The organism is Mucilaginibacter sp. OK098, from assembly GCF_900142915.1.
In the GTDB taxonomy this organism is placed as follows: Bacteria; Bacteroidota; Bacteroidia; order Sphingobacteriales; family Sphingobacteriaceae; genus Mucilaginibacter.
This window is the reverse complement of the sequence record NZ_FRCM01000003.1, coordinates 455,885-475,094: the sequence shown is the minus strand read 5'-3', so window position 1 is coordinate 475,094 and position 19,210 is coordinate 455,885. Positions and strand designations below refer to the sequence as shown.

Below are 19,210 nucleotides of genomic sequence, written 5' to 3'. Positions count from 1 at the left end.
AAAGATGAAAAATATTAGTAAACTCATTATAGTTTTTGCATTGGCCAATATTGTTTTTGTTGCATGCAAAAAGGACAACTATATTATAGGTGGCAAGCTGGAAAACGCTACCACCACATTAAGCACTTATGACTATTTGAAAAATAACAGGTATAAGATGTTTGACACCTTATTGCTGGTAATTGATAAAGCCGGATTAAAGGATGTAATTAACGCAAAAGGAATAACTTTTTACGCCCCTACAGATTTCTCAATTAATAATTATCTGCAGGCAAAAACGATTGCCGCCCAAAAAAATAATCCGTTTGCCAGGTATAGCATTGATACTTTGATCAAATATGATTTAAACACATTCAAAGATTCGCTTAATACTTATATCATACCACAAAAAATTATTGCCAGCTCCCTTACAGAAAGCGGAGTTGTTTTTAATACAGCAAAAAACGGAAGCCAGGCGGTTATCTCCTACGAACAAACATTCGATACAAACCTGGGGTATACTTCGGCTGTAAGCACGGCGCCACGTATTGAGTATTATACTTTTATTAAAGGGCACTTACCCCCGGTAGTTGTGGCATCACAAATTCCTGATACCGTTGGCGTCAGGGTTTTATGTCAAACATCAGGGCTAACCACTTCCACAGGTCAATTAAATGTTCTTAGTAATTCACATGTTTTATTTTTTAAACACTAAAAGCAATATGAAACGTAAATCATTTTTTTATATAACATCGCTATTAATATGTTTTGCAGCAACGTATGCTTGTAAAAAAACTACTGATGGGTTTCTTAGTCCATACATTCATTATGAGCAAAGCCCCATATTAATTCCAAAGGGACGTGCCTTTCTTAGTGCTGGATTGAATGGCGACGGGACGTCACAGCCTTTTTCTGTCAGGGTGCTTCATTATTACGATAAAGCAACGGGTAAAGTATTAGACACGCTTTTTGCTAAAACCTTTCCGGTGCAGATATGGACAGGATTATATAACCCTAAAACAGATACAACCCTGCAACTGATAAATGCTAAGCTTAAAACAGTTAATACAGCACCAATTTCAGTTAATCCTGCAAGTGGTCAAATTGTTGCTAACTATGGCGCTTTAAAGCTGCCGGGGGGGGAATATCAATTTGATTTAGAAATAAAAAATGAAACCGGTACAAGAGTATATCCTAAAATCGGCGATTTTATACTTAGAGATACTACTACCTATGATGCTGTTCCGGCTTTGGGTACACAATATGATAAATTGTTTAAAGTTGGAAATGAAAGCGTTTCTAAATTAGCAGGCGTTCCTGTTCTTACAATTACAAGGGTGGCTGATACACCAAATATAGTAACTGTTCAATTTTTAGATAAAAACGGCGTGTATTTCAATCCCAAAAAGGGCGAAATTCAAAGAAGGCCCGCAACGGGTTTAAATCCCAGCCCCCCGTATTTACAAACACTCCAGGATTTTACTAATTTCTATTCTATTACGGACCAGGCAATGATCTTTAAATTTCCTTTTACGCCATTTCCATTAAATCAATTACCAAACGGATTTAATGCCTATTACAGGATACCTACAAATCTTGTACATATTGACGGACAACCGGATGGAATGTGGAGCCTGAATCCGCGATTCCCGATACGTATATATGTACCCGGATCGTACCTGGTAACCATGCAGTTCCCCGATGTAACGCATGTGCCATAGAAGAATAGCTTATTTGCGAGTTAAATATTAGATAAATAAAAGCGGCTGTAATTGCACCCCTATAGTGTTAATGGTTTAAACCGGAAAACAATAAAGAAAGGAGGCCATAAAATAGAAATTAAAAGAAAAATAAGCCTGTATACGCGGGAAGTAGACGGGTTGGAGAATAAGTAATCCCCAAAGTAAACTAGTACAAACATATTTTTTTAAAAAACTAACATAATCAAATGAAAAAGTTAAAATTAAAAGCGCTGGAATTCGGCGCAACTGAAATACTTACCAGGGCACAAATGAAAAATGTGTTGGGGGGAAGTAGTCCCACAACTACCGGTGGTCCTTGCCAGGAAAATATTTGTTATGATGATACAGATTGCAAAGATCCAAAGTATCCTATATGTAATAACCCTTGTGGTGGAACGGGCTGGCCTTTACACTGCAGTGCCGCATAATACACCTGCAATTTTCATTGCGAATAAATAATGAAACTGTGGAGCATTATTTATGTAAATGAATAACCACAAAATTAGTTCCATTTGGGAATTAACCTTGTTCAACAACCCGCTAAATAATACTATTTAGTGGGTTGTTTATATAAATAAACCTGGAAGAATGTAAAAAATGCGGAACTCTACTTCAACCTACTTAATTCTCTTTAAAAACATGCAAATCAAATGAAATCAAAAATTAAGCCTCTTTTAATAGCCATCTTAATTATTACTTTATCATCACATAGCTTTGCCCAGCAAAGCTGTCCGAAATGGGGGCCGTATGTAAAAGCAGTACACATGGCGAAAAATAATGCCGTGCTTATGATGGCTGATGTGATGATTCCGTCTGATGGTATGGCGCCCTACACTTACGCCTGTTCAGTACAATTTGGCATAGGGAAAAGTGGCGGCTATTGTGGCATTCAAAAGGCAGGGTTAACAGAAACACGCATGCCAAATAACATATTCTCTATTTGGGATTTCCCCAATAAAATACAGATATCCGATCAATATAAAGACCCACTAACTTTTGTTGGGGGCTTTGGGGGCGAAGGCACAGGATTGCACTCGCATGCCGACTTTGGATGGAAGCCGGATCATTGGTATACCAACATTGTAAGGCGATGGTCAGTAAATGATTCTACAACACTTGTTGGCTATTGGATATATGATCAAAGTGAAAAAACTTACAGACATTATGTGACTTTTTCTGTGCCAGAAAAGGAGGCTATGTTGCATGGCGACATTGGAAGTTTTCTTGAAAATTTTGCAGATGAGCAGAAAAGTTCCAGGGTAGCTATATACAAATCTTACTGGATGCTAAGTGATCAGCATAAATGGCTGCACCCTGATTCATTGGTAGCCGAAGCCGGTGATGGTTCATGGAAGGCAGAACGATATGGTAATGATGGGGTAAAAGTAACCTCATGCGGAACAAGCCCATGGCAAAAGAAGACTTTTTATCCTGTAATTCAAAAAGACAATCCAGCGACCATCGCTGCGGATGTTTATGACCTTGCTTCTTATTATGACCATTCGCAAAAAAAGATATTTGTTAACTGGAGTATTCTGCAAACAGCCACACCACAGTTAAGTTATGAGGTGCAAATATTTGATAACAGTTCATACAGCGGAAAGCCCCTGGCATCAATAAAAGGGACTGATCCCGATTTGAACAGTATAGCAATTGGAGTAAAAGGTTTGAATTTAAAATATCAAAACTATTATATCACCTTGCAGATAACGGATATTTTCGGTCAGCAATCCCCGATTAAAAATACAGTATTGGAGGAAAAGAAACCTTAACAGCTGTCAATATTCCTGGCTAAATATGAAAAAATTATCACTGATATATTTGCTGTATCTTCTACCAGGTATTTCATTCGCCCAGCCAGGAATATCTACTCCGGTTCCTTCCGTTAAGCCAGGGAAAGATCAGATGGAACACAAATACGGCATGTTTATTCACTTTGATATTAATGTTTTTACTGATGTAGAATAGTCTGATGGAACTTTGCTTTCATCAGACTATAATTCAATTTTTGTAGATGCCGGTCACTGTGGAAAAGCAGCCAAGCCGGCAATTATATTAAGTATAACATAATTGCCGGCTTTGTTTTCCTTAATTATGAAGAACCTTGTTCAGAAGGAGGCTGCCATTGGCGGAATCCGTTAGGTACAGGGTATAAATTTTACCGGCTTGCAGATCCGTCACATTAAAGTTCCCGATGTTATTCCTGGACGCGGAGCCATAAAATTGGACAGAAAAGGTTCCAGGGTCTACATATTTGTAATCGCTGGAAATATCCCTGGCCAAAGTAGTCACCAGGTCATCTCCTGATGAGTTTTTTATGGTGATAACAGAAGGTGCGTCATCACTTAAATGGATGAATTTGATCTTTACCTTGCCGTTGTTGGGAACGCCCAGATCGTCTGTATACACTTTAACCCGGGCCTTTGAACCATTTCCGGCCAGGTACACCGTTTGGTCTATAGTGTTTGCCGTCCAGATCTCGCCGGAAGCATAAACATTATTTGTTCCGTCGTTTTTGAATTCTGCAACCAACCTTGTTCCGGAAGGACTTGTGATATAAGCGGAGGCATCGGTAAAATTAAGTCCGCCGCTTACCAACACAGTTCCTGCCAGTGTAAAGCTTTGCGGGCCGGCAGTTGCGGACGCGTTCACGACTTTTAGGTGAAATTGCCCTGAAGGGTCTATATTATTTTTTTTACATGAGGAAAAAGATCCTGCCGTTATCAGCAGGGCCAGGCCTGCGAATAGTTTGCTATAAATTGATGTTGTTTTCATTTTAAATTGTTGTTGTTGATTTCTAATCCGTTTGTTGTTTAAATAAGCCGGGCGACCTGCTTACATGTATTTTACCCTGATATCAATTTTAGACTGGGTTTTCAGATCGACTTTAAAGTCATCGAACGCTGGCTTTTTCATCTTTTCCATAAAGAAGTTGGAAAAGCCAAATCCTTCTTTCGGGATTCTGATTAAATTTTTGTCGATCTTGCCATTGCTGTTTTCATCGTCCACCATGGTGAACCCGTAAATTCCGGGTTCGAGTTTGCATTTCAACACGAGTGTACCGTCAGTGATGCCTGTTTTGTCGAACGTGAATGTCTTATAAGGCTTTTCATCATCATAGCTCGCATTGTCTTTAAATACATTGAGTATGATCTTTCCTTTCGGGGATCTGATCCCGGTAACTTTAACCTGTGTTTCCTGTGCCTGGATATAAGAAGCAAGGAAAATAAACAGCAGGCCAATTAGCAGGTTAATACCTAATACAGTTGTCTTTTTCATAGTTGTAAAATTTAATTTGACATTTATTTTGAAGCGAAAGTATCGGCATTCCATACGCCGGGCTATTAAAAACATAGTGAGGCGGGCAAAATAACACCTCAACGTTATTATAGATAGTTTGAAAAAAACGCAGTATGGGCCACTGATTGGGCCCAATGTCATTAAGTTAAAGGATAACATAAACGAGATTCTCCCCAAAAGCCTTGTCGCCCCCTCTAAATCTCCTCCGCTGGTTAGCGGAGAGACTTTAGCTTCGCGCTTTTTTGAGGCCTCCCAGCCGCGGAGGATTATTCACAGTTGTTTATTTTTTAGACGTTCATGAGGGCTGTGCCGCTTAGGTGAGGCATTTGTAACTGTCCCGGTACCATTTCAACTCAAGTTTGAACGGTTCGGGCCTGCTTTTGCCCGCTTCGGTTAACAATCGTTAATAACATTATATCTATTGCCTACATTTGTTATTATGGAAGAGAAGCTACCAATAAAACGATTAAGCCGCCTTACCTGGCTACAGGCTATAATCATCGGTTTTATCTTCTATTTGGTTGTTTATAATAGCAACACACCGGGCCATATCATCCCGTTTACGCTGCTTACAACATCGGGTATTTTGCTGGTGGGGCATGCTGATATCTTTTTGATGATGTTGTTGGCAAAATACTTTTCGATCAGGTCGCGAAAATTTTCAACTTACCGTGTCCTGTTAACCTATCCTGTCAGTGTCTTGATCTATCTCCTTTTAAGGCCCTGCTTTTCTTACGTATCAGGCAGAACATGGTCATTTTGGGATGTTGGCTCGTTCTTCGCATTTGTCGGGTCTGGTATCGTCATCAATACGCTTATCATGCTGTTGCACAATTCCGTGTTGTTATATGAACATAAATTGTATGCCGACCTGGAACTTTCCAAATTAAAAACGGCGAATGCAGAAGCTTCTAACCTGCTTTTGAAACAGCAGATCCAACCCCATTTTTTGTTTAATGCGCTTAATACCTTAAAAGCGCTTTATCACAAAGACACGCATGCAGCGGATACGTATATTGTTCATATGGCTAATTTTTTAAGGGCATCCATTTTTCATCATGCATCCAGGATCTCGACCCTGGAAGATGAAGTAAGATTGTTAAGCGACTATCTTGAAATGCAGCGGATCAGGTTCGGTGAAGCATTGGACTGTACGATAACATTACCGGAAGAAACATTAAAAAGCTATTACCTGCCTTCTTTTTCATTGCAGCCGCTCCTTGAAAATGCCATTAAGCACAACGATTTTACGCGGGAAGATCCGTTGAGGGTACAAATTAGTCAGAAAGATGAACGGTTGATCATCAGCAATAATCTGCAGAAGAAAAAAATGAAGGCCCCGTCAACTAATTATGGACTGGCTAACCTGGCAGAAAGATACCGTCTTTGGTCGGGAGATGAAATTATTATCAAAGAAGGGCGTGACTCATTTTCAGTAAGTATTAAATTGTTAAAAAATGAATATAGTAATAATTGAGGATGAAGGGGTTGTTGCAGATGAACTTGAATTGAACATCAAGCAATTGATAGAAGAACCGGTGGACATTGTCCAGCTCAGATCTGTGAAGCAAGCGATTGCTTATTTCAAAAAAGCAGAGGCCCCTGATCTGATCTTCAGCGACATTCAGCTGGGCGATGGCCTGAGTTTCGAGATCTTTGTTGAGATCCCGGTTTCGGTGCCCGTTATTTTTTGTACCGCTTATGACGAGTTTGCGTTAGATGCGTTCAAAGCCAACGGAATAGACTATATATTAAAGCCTTTTACCAGGCAAACCCTTGATAGCGCCCTTGAAAAATACAGGCAGCTAAAAAAGATCTTTTCAGCGGATCAAACGCCCCAGTACGATGCGTTGATGCAACTGTTAGCAAACAGGGAACAGCAAACGGCTGCTTCTGTATTGGTGTATCACCAGGATAAGATCATTCCCGTAAAGCTGCAGGATATCGCTATGTTCTACCTGGAGAATGAGGTTACCCACCTCCTTACCTTTTCGGGTAAAAATTATTATCCTAATAAAAATCTTGACGAGTTGGAAAGGTTATCCGGAAATTACTTCTTCAGGGCCAACCGCCAATTCCTGGTTTGTCGGAAAGCTATCATTGACGTATCCAGCTTTTTTTCAAGAAAATTGTCACTGAACCTCAACATCCCTTTCAATGAAAAGGTAATTGTAAGTAAAGGGAAGGCCGCTCAGTTTCTGAACTGGTTGGCTAAAGGCTGATATAATACAGTATATTTCCCAGTGTAAGCCTAACGTCAAAGGTGTTTGAAAGATTGTAAAAAAGCATGGACCAGAGCGACTCCCTCCTTTGGGAAGTTACAGTGCGTATATGTCTTTTTGAATTTGGTCGGCATTTATGCTAATGATGGCAACTTCCTGGTATAAAACACAAAAAAATCAAGAATGACCAGGAGGATCTGCCCCTTTGTAGAAAAATGCAATAGTAGGATAACACAAGCGTGATCCTCCTCAAAAGCTTAGTAGCCCCCTCTAAATCTCCTCCGCTGGTTAGCGGAGAGACTTTAGCTTCGCCTGCGTTTGTTTTTTTTCAAGTCCTCCCAACCGAGGGAGATTTAGGTGGGGCTACTGGACATTGTTATGTGGTTTGTTATCACCAACATTCTCTTAATATATGACATTGCCCTCCGGGTCATAGCCCCAATTAAAATCAATCTCCCAGTTTGGGCTCCATCTGAGTATCCCTTTAATACGTTTCATGAAATTTTCCCCGGTTCTCTTGAGTTCTCTTTATGCCCTTTCCGCCCTCACTTTGCCCGCTTCGGTTATGTTTTCCTTTTTAGACGCCGGGTTGACACGCACCTTTGACTTAAATGAATCAGCCCGCTCGCAGGCGGCACTTAAAAAAAGTCAAACAAAAAAAAGAATTTATGAAAAAGCTATTATTAATGTTAGTTGTTTTGGTTTTAGTATCAGCCAAAGGGTTTAGTCAGACAACTACTAAGACAACTTCCGAAAATGAAAGTTTCGGTAAAAAACTCATGAAGAAATTAGAATTCGGGATAACAGCAGGTGGTAATTACAGTAATTTTACCGGGGCCAATTTTGCTACTGACCCACTTCCTGGTTTCCATGCCGGACTTACTGTTTCTTACAAGTTTACTGACAATTTTCTGGTATCGGAAGAATTCCTCTACTCTCTGCAGGGAGCCAAAGTTAAAGATGGAACGCTTGCCGGGCAAGAGATTAAACTTTCATATGCCTCGGTTCCAATCCTTTTCAAATACCGTACTAATTCCGGCTTTTATGTTGAAGCAGGCCCGCAGGCAAGTTTTAAAGTAAAGGAAGATCTTGGAGGGATAACAGACAGCAAATTTGCTAAAAAAATTGATTTTGCTATGGCCGGAGGGCTTGGCTACCAATCTAAAATGGGCTTAGGAATCGGCGCGAGGTATGTTTATGGATTGCAAAAAGTTCAGGAAACACCTTCGCCTATCTTAGGGGACATCAAAAATAATAGTATCCAGGCAAGTATTTTCTACGTTTTTTAACAGGCATCTATCCCAAAAATCAGTTTACAATTAAAGAGGGTTCCGGTCGCATTACGTGCCGGAACTTTTTAGTAAAAAAGATCTTCTTATGATTGAAATTTTTAAAACTAATGTTGAAAATGAAAGACAAGCAAAAAGTTTACTTGTCTTATTGCATCAGCATTTTTCCTCCACTGAAATCAACTTTGATCTTGACGATTGTGACCGCATATTAAGGGTTAAAGGCGAAAAGTTTTGCTCATTAAACATTATTAAAATACTGGCGGATAAAGGTTTTGAGTGCCAGGCATTAGAATAGTGAAAAAATGGGGCTGTATCAAAAGTAAAATCATAAGATCCTAAACAAAATTAAATTTTGGATAATAAAAGCTCCATGTTTCTCTGAGCTTACTTTGCGAGCTTTGTGGTTAAAAATAAACCACAGAGTACACAAAGAAGGGGCGAAGATCACAGAGATCAAATAATATTTTGAATGTTTTTTAGGTTTATGACTATTGATACAGCCTCTTTTTCCTGAATTTACAGAGATTAGGTTCTCAAAACATTTTTATAAATCTATCTAACTCTTCTTCGCGTTCCTTTAGCCAAAAAAGTGTCATTGTTACTTTTTGAGGAAGATCCTTCAATTCAATTAATTCGATATTCATATTTGTTCCACGAACAGAAGATACGGGCTCAATTGAAATACCAAGGCCGGCTTCTACCAGGCGCAATACACCTATGGAATGTGCCGACTCGTGCGCCACTTTTGGTTTAAAGCCAGCGTCCTGGCAAATCTGCAATATTGCTTCAACATAACCAACGCCGGTTGAAAGCTGCGGTAAAATAAATGTTTCGTTTTTTAAGACGGATAGATCAGCAAATTTATTTTTTGATAAAGGATGATCGCCAGGCAAAATCAATACAAAATTTTCCCTGTATAAAATTTTGGAGTTTACTTCCTGGGGCAACATAATATTAGGAGCAACACCAAGATCCGTTTTCCTGGTCAGCAACATTTCAATTTGTTGAAAGTTTGATGTTTCCTGTGCAATGGTTTTTAGGTGCGGCCATTTATGCTTCACCTTAACTAAAAAAGAAGGCACTACGGTATTCATAGCCGAACTTGCATGTGTAACCCTTACTTCACCTGCTTCGCCGTTGTGCACTTGAGCGGTCCGGGTAATTGTTTTGCTCAAATCCTGTAAAATTCTATCCGCTTCTTTTTGAAAAAAGATCCCGGCTTCGGTTAAAGTAACGGTTCGTTTGCTCCTGTTAAACAGCAGAACGCCTATTTCATTTTCAAGTAATTGGATTTGGCGGCTCAGCGCCGGTTGCACAATATTGATCTGCTCAGCGGCTTTCCTGAAATTTAGCGTGTTGCATAAAACCAGGAAGTTTTTGATTTGCTGGATATCCATACTGATCAGAATAAGTTATCAATTAATCAAAATTAAGTATTTTATTTTATCAGGTAAACACGCTTGTTTTGTAACTAACCAGTAAAATGAAATTATGAACGAAGCGAAACAGAAACTTGCCCTTGCCGAACAGAAGGCAAAAGAATTGTTTGATGCGGTGGAGGAACGGGGATTAATAGCGCCCGGCAAATCGGAAAGTGAGTTGACGGAAGAAATAGTTGAATTGGCCAAAAATGAGTTCGGAATAGAAAACTTCTGGCATAAAAAAATTGTACGGGCAGGTGTCAACACGCTTCAATCCTATAGCGGAAATCCGCCCGACCGGGTTATTCAAAAAGATGATATCGTGATTTTAGACTTTGGTCCCATTTACGACGGTTGGGAGGCCGACCTGGGAAGAACCTATGTTATTGGCAGCGACCCTTTAAAACTGAAGTTGAAGAAAGATATAGAAGCAGCCTGGCACGAAGCGAAAGCCTGGCATGCCGGAGAAAACAGCCTTACAGGTGCGGAATATTTTAGCTATTTGACCGGCCTTGCAAAAAAATATGGCTGGGAGTATGCCGGAGAAATAGGCGGCCATATTGTAGGGCATTTCCCACACGAGCAACTCGGGCCGGATGATCTGGGTTTAGATATCCACCCCGACAACCATAGTGATATACTTCAGGCAGACAAACAAGGCAACAACAGGCATTGGATCTTAGAGATCCACTTTGTGGACAGAGTAAAAAAGATCGGTGGCTTTTTTGAGCAGTTGTTGAATTAGGGGAGAGAAAACACGGATGAATTGAATATTGGCGCCCCCCTTTTTAATAACAGAACTGAAACGATTAGTGAGTGTTTGAGGGTTGAAAGCTGAGTCTTATATAACTCTTAAAACGATAACGCTGCCATTTCCGGATATAGTCAAACCTGATGGCTGGTACTAAACAATGATGATCTAACAACAGCTTAGATACACTGCTATGGTACGGTTTTGAGTCACTTTTAGAAGACGGCCCTTGTAGATTCCCTTTTTATCAGGTTGGATTTCAATATAATGGTTTCATTAGGCTCATACCACCGTTTATTAAATATTTTAAATAAAATGCCTGCCGCTTCCACGCCTATTTCAAAAGCAGGCTGGTTAATGGTGGTAAGCGATGGACTAAGCAGTTCGGCATGAGCAAGGTTTGAGAAGCTGATGAGTTTTAAATCAGCAGGTATATTTAATTCCAGTTCTTTACAGGCATAGTAACATGGCATGGCAAGGTCCTCAATAGAGGATAATATACCATCGGGTTTTTGTTCAGCAATAAGATTTTTAATAAGCGCGTAGTTTTCATCACTGTTTATACCACTTTCCACAATTAATTTCCTATCATCCGGAAAGTGATTGTATTTTAAGGCATCAAGGTAACCCTGGAGCCGCTTTTTACCGGTTGATAAAGTGTTAAGCGCTAATAAGTAACCTATTTTTTTACAACCGTTTTCAACAAGGTGTTGTACGGCATTATAAGCGCTTTCATAATCGTCGGTGGTAATTTTTACGCCTTCAATGTCGTCATGTACCCTATCAAAAAAAACCACAGGTACTTGATCGCTCACCTTTCTAAGATGTTCTTTATCAACAGTTTCACAGGCAAGTGATATTAGAATTCCATCAACGCGCCCGCTTAAAAGACGCATAAGAAAAGATGTTTCAATTTCGCTGCTCTCGTGCGTTTGGTAAATCAATACATGATAGTCACGCTCACGAGCCACGTCTTCAATACCGTTAATAGCAAGTGAAAAAAAGTTATTGGCAATTTCAGGTACTATTACTGCAATTGTTTTACTTTTTTGCCCCCGCAGGTTGCTGGCGAATGGATTGGGTTCATAGTTAAGTTTTTTGGCCATTTCAAGCACCCTGGCCTTGGTTTCACTGCTGATCTCGTGACTATCGCGGAGAGCTCTTGAAACAGTTGCCGCTGATAAATTCAGTTCACAGGCAAGCTTTTTTATATTGATTCCCCCCATTTCCTGGAATAGTTTATTAGTGTGTAATGTACGATTATTCCGTAAACGTTTACGTAAATAAATACTTTCTATTTGATAAAAGCAAGTTTTAATTTTTTCACTTTTAGAGAACTTAATCATTTAAATGTCATAAAAAACGAGTTTTAAATGATAGTTGTTGAACCTGAAAAATGCTTTATAAATCTTCTGCCTGTAATTAATCAATGCTATAAACAATGATTAATTGTTTATAGAACAGTTATTAATGATGCTTTTATTAAAAATTAAATTAACCCTAAAAAGCCACCAATTAAACAAACCAATATGATAACAATTAGACGTAAACTATTTATGACAAGATATCTGTTCGGTATCTTACTCATGTTATTGTTCTTTTGCTTTAGCAACGCCTCGGCACAAAGCGGCGTTGTTAAAGGAACTGTAAAGGACACAAAAGGCAGCCCATTGCCGGGCGTAACGGTGCAAGTAAAGGGCACTAACAAATCTACTTCAACCTCAGTTGATGGAAATTTCTCTATCAATGCTGATAAAGGAAGTGTATTGCTGTTCCGTTTTATCGGCTTTAAACCATTTGATGCAACAGTAGGAGATGCGGGCCACATTGATGTAACGCTTACCGAAAGTCAAACAGCACTAAATGATGTAGTTGTGGTAGGTTACGGCACCGCAAGTAAAAGGCAATTGACAAGCGCCATTACAACTGTTAAAGCAGAAAATTTTAACGCCGGCGTAGTGGCATCACCAGCCGACCTGCTTGAAGGCAAGGTTGCGGGCCTTAACATTACCAATGACGGTAACCCCAACGGCCAGGCAACTGTTACGCTCAGGGGCCCCTCAACGCTGCGTGCCGGAGCTGCATCATCACCGTTTTATGTTATTGACGATGTTCCTGATGCTGATATTAATCTTATTGCGCCGTCGGATATTCTTTCAATGGATGTTTTAAAAGACGCATCGGCATCAGCCATTTATGGTAGCAGGGCCACCAACGGCGTTATTATCGTTACCACAAAAAAAGCTAAAGCAGGTCAGTTAAGAATGAGCTACGATGCTTATGCAGGGATTGAAAAAATAGCTAACCAGTTCCAGGTGGCCAGCGCAGCTCAGTTAAAAACCTTTTTGGCTGCTAACGGGCAAAGCTTAACCCCGGCAAATAATAATGGTACTACCGATTGGGAGAAAGAAATTGAACGTAATCAGGGGTTTTCTCAAAATCATAATTTATCATTTGGCGGCGGTACTGATAAGAGTGTATTTGGCGGAAGCATCAATTACCTCGAAAACCAGGGTATTGTTAAAACCAGCGGATTAAACAGGTTTATAGGTCGGCTTAACCTATCACAAAAGGCTTTAAATAACAAATTGAAACTGGATTTTTCTTTAAGCAATTCAATAACCAGCCAGAATCTTTTTGTAAACGATATTCCTTTGTATAGCGCAAATGGTGCTAACCCAAATGTGTTCCGGTCAGCAATACAGGCGCTACCCACCCGCAGCGTTTATAATGCCGATGGCACTTTTTATAATGACCCTACCTTAGTATTAGGCTATAACCCTTTGGGCCTGCTTGAGACCAACACTTACAAACAAAAAGTTAATCTCTTATTAGCCAATGCAAAGGCCGAATTAAAACTGCCTTTTGGGTTTCAGTATAACTTAAACGTAGCTTACCAGGACAGGAACACAACAAATAACATATACCTTAATTCAGCATCAGAATTAGCTCAAAACCTTGGAGGTGTAGCCACCCGCTCACAAAATGAAGACACCAAGAAACTATTTGAAAACTACCTGAGCTATGAGCATACCTGGAATAATGCGCATAACTTTAAAGCGCTGTTTGGATATTCATTTGATCAAACTGAGACAGGGGATGGCTTTCAGTCGAGTAATGAAAACTTCGTGTCTGACGCCACAAGCTATCACAACCTCGCCTTAGGTACAGCCCCGGCAGGCTATGTTGCTAATTATGGAAACTTTTTAGATGAAACCCTGCGATTAGTTTCATTTTATTCCCGCTTAAATTATAGCTACCTGGGTAAATATATTTTGCAGGCATCCATACGCCGTGATGGTTCAAATGCTTTTGGTACTAACAACCAATGGGGGTATTTCCCTGCAGTATCCGGCGCATGGCGGATCAGTGATGAATCATTTATGAAATCACAAACCCTGTTTGATGACCTTAAGCTTAGGGTAGGGTATGGTAAAACCGGTAACGCACTTGGTTTTGATCCTTATACACCTTTAACCCAGTATGGCACAACAGGCACATTTTATTATAACGGGCAATGGATAGGCGCTATCGGCCCTACTCAAAACCCTAACCCCAATTTAAAATGGGAAACTACGGCAACACTGAACGCCGGCGTTGATTTCTCATTGCTAGGAGGGCGTTTAAGCGGTTCGGTTGATGTGTATAATAAAAAAACTACCGACATGATCTACTCCATCCCTGTTTCAACTGTTACCAATTTGGTAGGTAATTTAACCGCAAATGTTGGCAGTATGAGCAATAAAGGGGTTGAAATAAGCTTGAACGGCACCCCGGTAAAAGGAACTGATTTCACATGGGATAGCTACGGAAATATCTCTTTTAATAAAAACAGGATCACCTCGCTGGGTAATAATATATCCCAAATTTTTGCGGGCGATCCTGAAGGACCTGGCCAAAGCGGGATCAAAGTTTCAATTATAAAGGCCGGCTATCCGCTTGGCGAGTTTTATACGCTTAAATATATCGGGATGACCAATGGGGTATCTACCTATTTAGGCGCCAATGGCAAGCCTACCACCAGCCCTACCAGCGCCGACCAAACTTACGCCGGCAATGCACAGCCAACTTATACATTTGGCTGGGGAAATACACTTAACTATAAAAAGTTCAGCTTCAACTTCTTTTTCAGGGGACAAGGCGGCAATAAAATAATGGATGCTTCGCTGGCAAACTTTAACACGCCATCATCCGCTTCAACACACAATGTTCCGTTGATTACTTTAAGCGAACCATCTACTGATGTAAATGCGAATAAATACTCTACCCGCTACCTTGAAAGCGGCACATTTGTAAGGTTAAGCAATGCAACACTGTCATACAGACTAAAAGTACAGGGTAATTATATCCATGGCTTGCGTTTATATGCCACAGCTACAAACCTGTTTGTTATTACCAAATATAAAGGTGTTGATCCGGAGTTGAATTTAACGCTGAATAACCAGGCAAGCGGACAGTTTATCGGTGTCGACAGTAATAATTTTTACCCGAAAACACGCACGTTCCTTGCAGGTGTACAAGTAGATTTATAATTAACCCTTAAAATCAATCAAGATGAATCGTTTTAAACAATATATATTTCTGAGCATTACTGCTCTGTGTATAGCGGCAGTTTACCTGTCGGGCTGTACAAAATTGAATGTAACCCCTGTTTCTACACTTACTCCGGCAAATTTCCCAACCACCCCGGCACAATTTGTAGCTGCCACAGGCCCTATTTATACGGCATTTAGCGGCGCCCCGGGGCGGCAGTGGTGGTTAACCGAAGACATTAGTACAGATATGGAAGTTTTAGTTGCCCGCGGCGGAAACTGGTTTGATGGCGGCACCTACTCTACCATGAACCTGCATACCTATACGGCTGATAACGGCATGCTCGAAACCATATGGCAATGGGGATATACAACTATAAGTACCAGTAACCAGGTTTTATCGCTGTTTAATTCAGTACCCGAAAGCGCTACTAAAGCCCAAACCGTTGCCGAGATAAAGACAATGCGCGCCCTGGCATATTTTTTCATGATGGATAATTTCGGGAATGTTCCGATAACTACCACATTTGGCGATGTTTCCAATTTGGGCACACAACCCAGGGCAAAGGTTTTCACCTTTATTGAAAGTGAATTACTGGCGCAAATTCCAAACTTAAGCACTACCGTGGGAGTTTCTACGTATGGCAGGCCTACCAAATACCTGGCTTATGCCATATTAGCTAAAATGTACCTTAATGCTGCCTATTACACAGGTACCGCCAGGTACCAGGATTGTGTTACCATGTGCGATAACATTATCCAGGGTGGTAAATATGCTTTGGATGCTGATTATTTAGGGATGTTTAAGCCTAATAATGGCCCACAGATCACCGATTTTATTTATGCCATTCCATATGACGCCGTTCATGCACAGTATATGTATTACGCCCGCTGGACCTTACACCCGGCTTTAAAGAAAAAATACAGCATGCCTTATGCACCTGATGGGCCGGTTTATACTTATCCATCGTATTATGCGTATTTTAATGATCCGAGTGATATCCGCAAAGGACAATACCTAACCGGGAAACAATATTATAATGACGGAACCCCGATTACAATAACAACTACAAATATCGGACTTGATGCCAGTTACAGCGGGCCTAATCCAGGCGCTACAGTAGTACATCAGCTGGAGTTTACTCCAAATATTGTGTGGAGAAACAATGCAACATTTGATATTGGCAATGACGAGCTTGCCAATGAAGAAGGTTACCGGAACAACAAGTTTTACCCGGACAGCCTTGCCTCAACCCGTAACCAAAGCAATGATGTGCCGCTTTTCAGGTATGCAGATATCTTACTTGAAAAAGGCGAAGCCATATTGCGGGGGGCAAGCGCTACCAATGGACAAACAGCATTATCATTAGTAAACCAGGTTCGCACCAGGGCAAAAGCTACTGCATTTACATCGGTAACTTTAACAACCCTGCTGGAAGAGCGTGCAAGAGAGTTTGCTGACGAGGGCTGGCGCAGGAATGATTTGATAAGGTACGGGATGTATGAAAACGCCTGGGGCATAAAAACAGATGCCGATCCGAATAAACGGATTTTCCCTATCCCTACTCCTGAGTTGCAGTTGAATAGCAAGCTGGTGCAAAACCCGGGATATTAATAAAAATAATAATTGATTAGTTGTTTGAGATAGAATGTGGGCTCCGGCCCATATTTTATTTATTCTTTACCTATATTTAATAACTTGGTATCCGGCCCTAACTATACGCCAGTTTTACGTTTCCTGTTTATGAAGAAAGATAACCTAAGTTATTGCTTAAAATTCATTGTCATCTTTTTGCTTGCTGCAGTTTTGAGCAATACTACCGTAACTGCGCAAGTTAATATCCCTGCATCCTATGCCCTTATAAAAAGGGTGATCCCGCAGCGGGCTTACTCATTTGTGGTTGAACAGCTGCCTGGCGCCGATAAAGACGCTTTTGAAATTGAAAGTCGTAAAGACAAGATCATCCTTAGAGGGACGAACGGCGTTTCGGTTGCATCCGCCTTATATGAGTATCTTACCAATTATGCCCATTGCCAGGTAACCTGGAATGGCGTTAATTTGAATTTACCTGCAAAATTGCCTGTTGTTAAATCCCTTGTGCATAAAAAAACGCCATATCAATACCGCTATTATCTTAATTATTGCACCTTTAATTACAGCATGAGCTGGTGGGACTGGGGCAGATGGCAAAAAGAGATTGACTGGATGGCCCTGCATGGCGTCAACATGCCGCTGGCGCTAACCGGGCAGGAATATACCTGGTATGAAGTTTACAAAAGCATGGGCTTCTCTGATGCTGATTTGAACGAGTTTTTCTGCGGCCCTGCATATTTCTCCTGGTTCTGGATGGGCAATCTTGATGGCTGGGGCGGTCCGTTGCCGCTAAGCTGGATGCAAAGCCATCGGGATTTACAGCAAGAAATATTGCAGCGAGAGCGCGAACTTGGCATGAAACCCATTTTACAATCATTCACAGGGCATGTGCCGCCATCATTTCAAAAACATTTCCCGGCATCGAAACTTAAAAAAACCAACTGGAAAAACGGATTTGCCGATACTTATATATTGGATACTGAAGACCCGCTTTTTGCCGAAATTGGCCGCAAGTTTATTGAAACCCAAACCAGGCTATACGGAACGGATCATCTATACTCTGCCGATACTTTTAACGAAAACGAACCGCCAACCAACGATACCACTTATCTTTCCGCTTTGAGTTCAAGGGTGTACCAGGCTATGAGCAATGCCGACCCCAAAGCAACATGGGTAATGCAGGGCTGGCTTTTTTACAGCGACAGGAAATTTTGGAACGCCCCGCAGATCAAAGCCCTGCTGGATGCTGTACCTAATGAACACATGATCATCCTTGACCTGGCCGCAGAAATTGAGCCGGTTTGGAAGCGTACCGATGCTTTTTACGGCAAACCATGGATCTGGAATATGCTGCACAACTTTGGCGGCAACATTGTGCTTTTTGGCAGGATGAACGAAGTGGCTGCTGGTCCGGCTGCCGCGCTTAAAGATCCCAAATCAAAACAACTGGAAGGCATAGGCCTTACTATGGAAGCCATAGAACAAAACCCGGTGCTTTATGAGCTTATGACTGCTAATACATGGCGTGATAAGCCCATTAACCCTGATGAATGGATAAAACAATACCAGCTGAACCGGTATGGCCACATTAATAAATATACTGAACAAGCCTGGAAAGTGCTGCGCAACACCGTTTACAGCGGCGGACATATCATAAGGGATGGTTCAGAATCTATTATTAGTGGTCGCCCAACGCTTGACTCTATCACCGTATGGACGCGTACCACCTTTAACTATAAACCAAAAGATCTTTTGCCAGCCTGGGATGCGATGATGAATGCTGTTCCCGCCTGCAGCAATAGTGACGGCTTTAGGTACGACCTGGTAGATGTAACCCGGCAGGTGCTGGCCAATTATGCTTTGCCATTGCAAAGCAAGTGGGTAAATGCATATCGCCAAAAAAACATAGCCGGGTTTAAAAAATATAGCGGGGAATACCTGCAGCTTATTGGCGATATAGACGCGCTGCTGGCAACCCGGAAAGATTTTTTATTAGGCCCCTGGCTGGCTGATGCCCGAAACCAAGGCTATACAGCCGATGAAAAAGACCTTTACGAACGCAATGCCCGCGACCTGGTAACGCTTTGGGGCGATGCTAACAGTCCGCTGCATGAATATTCATGCAGGCAGTGGAGCGGTTTGCTGAATGATTTTTATAAAGTACGATGGGAGAAGTTTTTCACTTTGCTGGAAGATGCATTGCAACAGGGCAAGGAAGCTGATTTTAAGAATTTTGACCATACCATAAGCCAATGGGAATGGCAATGGGTAAACAGCCATAAAAGCTATCCGCTACAGGCAAGCGGCAACAGTGCGAGCCAGGCTAATATTATTTACAACAAGTATCGTAAGCTGATAGAAGCGGCGTATCAATAAA

17 protein-coding genes are annotated in these 19,210 nt (G+C 41.0%); 13 read left to right on the top strand and 4 right to left on the bottom strand.

The genetic code is table 11. The features are described from left to right. The first annotated feature begins 4 nt into the window (after window positions 1-4). From BUE31_RS12250 to BUE31_RS31030, 5 genes are all read left to right on the top strand, one after another. On the top strand, window positions 5-694 hold the full coding sequence (locus BUE31_RS12250) for a fasciclin domain-containing protein (RefSeq protein WP_159440671.1): 690 nt from the start codon (window positions 5-7) through the stop codon (window positions 692-694). 7 nt (window positions 695-701) lie between these two features. Continuing rightward, on the top strand, window positions 702-1,700 hold the full coding sequence (locus BUE31_RS12245) for a hypothetical protein (protein ID WP_143167101.1): 999 nt from the start codon (window positions 702-704) through the stop codon (window positions 1,698-1,700). 227 nt (window positions 1,701-1,927) lie between these two features. Then, complete coding sequence (locus tag BUE31_RS12240; RefSeq protein ID WP_073403778.1) at window positions 1,928-2,149, top strand: hypothetical protein; 222 nt, start codon at window positions 1,928-1,930, stop codon at window positions 2,147-2,149. 222 nt (window positions 2,150-2,371) lie between these two features. Beyond that, window positions 2,372-3,493 (top strand): DUF3472 domain-containing protein, encoded by a 1,122-nt coding sequence (locus BUE31_RS12235; protein ID WP_073403776.1) that lies wholly within the window; start codon window positions 2,372-2,374, stop codon window positions 3,491-3,493. A gap of 25 nt (window positions 3,494-3,518) precedes the next feature. Further along, a complete protein-coding gene (locus tag BUE31_RS31030; protein WP_159440670.1) occupies window positions 3,519-3,689 on the top strand; it encodes a hypothetical protein in 171 nt (56 codons plus the stop codon). Window positions 3,690-3,809: 120 nt separating this feature from the next. On the opposite strand, the gene BUE31_RS12230 is transcribed toward BUE31_RS31030, so the two are convergent. Together BUE31_RS12230 and BUE31_RS12225 are read right to left on the bottom strand one after the other, a co-directional pair. Next, entirely contained in the window at window positions 3,810-4,496 is a 687-nt protein-coding gene (locus BUE31_RS12230; protein WP_073403773.1) for a DUF4397 domain-containing protein, read from the bottom strand. Between the two features lie 60 nt (window positions 4,497-4,556). Further along, complete coding sequence (locus BUE31_RS12225; protein ID WP_073403772.1) at window positions 4,557-5,000, bottom strand: DUF2141 domain-containing protein; 444 nt, start codon at window positions 4,998-5,000, stop codon at window positions 4,557-4,559. A 460-nt stretch (window positions 5,001-5,460) separates the two neighbouring features. Between BUE31_RS12225 and BUE31_RS12220 the strand changes: the two genes are divergently transcribed. The 4 genes from BUE31_RS12220 (at window position 5,461) to BUE31_RS12205 (ending at window position 8,830) form a co-directional block, all read left to right on the top strand. Then, a complete protein-coding gene (locus BUE31_RS12220) occupies window positions 5,461-6,498 on the top strand; it encodes a sensor histidine kinase (protein WP_073403770.1) in 1,038 nt (345 codons plus the stop codon). Then, window positions 6,479-7,243, top strand: a complete 765-nt coding sequence (locus BUE31_RS12215) for a LytR/AlgR family response regulator transcription factor (RefSeq protein WP_073403768.1) — start codon at window positions 6,479-6,481, stop codon at window positions 7,241-7,243. The genes BUE31_RS12220 and BUE31_RS12215 overlap by 20 nt, the downstream gene beginning before the upstream one ends. Before the next feature lie 668 nt (window positions 7,244-7,911). Next, window positions 7,912-8,532, top strand: a complete 621-nt coding sequence (locus BUE31_RS12210) for a porin family protein (RefSeq protein ID WP_073404296.1) — start codon at window positions 7,912-7,914, stop codon at window positions 8,530-8,532. An 88-nt stretch (window positions 8,533-8,620) separates the two neighbouring features. Next, on the top strand, window positions 8,621-8,830 hold the full coding sequence (locus tag BUE31_RS12205) for a hypothetical protein (RefSeq protein WP_073403766.1): 210 nt from the start codon (window positions 8,621-8,623) through the stop codon (window positions 8,828-8,830). Between the two features lie 238 nt (window positions 8,831-9,068). Here the strand turns inward: BUE31_RS12205 and BUE31_RS12200 are convergent, their stop codons facing one another. Next, complete coding sequence (locus BUE31_RS12200; protein WP_073403764.1) at window positions 9,069-9,932, bottom strand: LysR family transcriptional regulator; 864 nt, start codon at window positions 9,930-9,932, stop codon at window positions 9,069-9,071. A gap of 94 nt (window positions 9,933-10,026) precedes the next feature. On the opposite strand from BUE31_RS12200, the gene BUE31_RS12195 reads away from it, so the two are divergent. Next, window positions 10,027-10,701: a M24 family metallopeptidase gene (locus BUE31_RS12195; protein WP_073403762.1), complete on the top strand. Its 675-nt coding sequence runs from the start codon at window positions 10,027-10,029 to the stop codon at window positions 10,699-10,701. Window positions 10,702-10,922: 221 nt separating this feature from the next. On the opposite strand, the gene BUE31_RS12190 is transcribed toward BUE31_RS12195, so the two are convergent. Continuing rightward, window positions 10,923-11,933 carry a LacI family DNA-binding transcriptional regulator gene (locus BUE31_RS12190; protein WP_073404293.1) on the bottom strand — a complete coding sequence of 337 codons (1,011 nt, stop codon included), beginning with the start codon at window positions 11,931-11,933 and terminating at the stop codon, window positions 10,923-10,925. 303 nt (window positions 11,934-12,236) lie between these two features. Between BUE31_RS12190 and BUE31_RS12185 the strand changes: the two genes are divergently transcribed. The 3 genes from BUE31_RS12185 (at window position 12,237) to BUE31_RS12175 (ending at window position 19,209) form a co-directional block, all read left to right on the top strand. Continuing rightward, a complete protein-coding gene (locus BUE31_RS12185; RefSeq protein WP_083619766.1) occupies window positions 12,237-15,239 on the top strand; it encodes a SusC/RagA family TonB-linked outer membrane protein in 3,003 nt (1,000 codons plus the stop codon). Between the two features lie 22 nt (window positions 15,240-15,261). Continuing rightward, window positions 15,262-16,854 (top strand): RagB/SusD family nutrient uptake outer membrane protein, encoded by a 1,593-nt coding sequence (locus BUE31_RS12180; RefSeq protein ID WP_073403758.1) that lies wholly within the window; start codon window positions 15,262-15,264, stop codon window positions 16,852-16,854. A gap of 129 nt (window positions 16,855-16,983) precedes the next feature. After that, window positions 16,984-19,209 (top strand): alpha-N-acetylglucosaminidase, encoded by a 2,226-nt coding sequence (locus BUE31_RS12175; RefSeq protein WP_073404291.1) that lies wholly within the window; start codon window positions 16,984-16,986, stop codon window positions 19,207-19,209. The last annotated feature ends 1 nt before the right edge of the window (window position 19,210 follow it).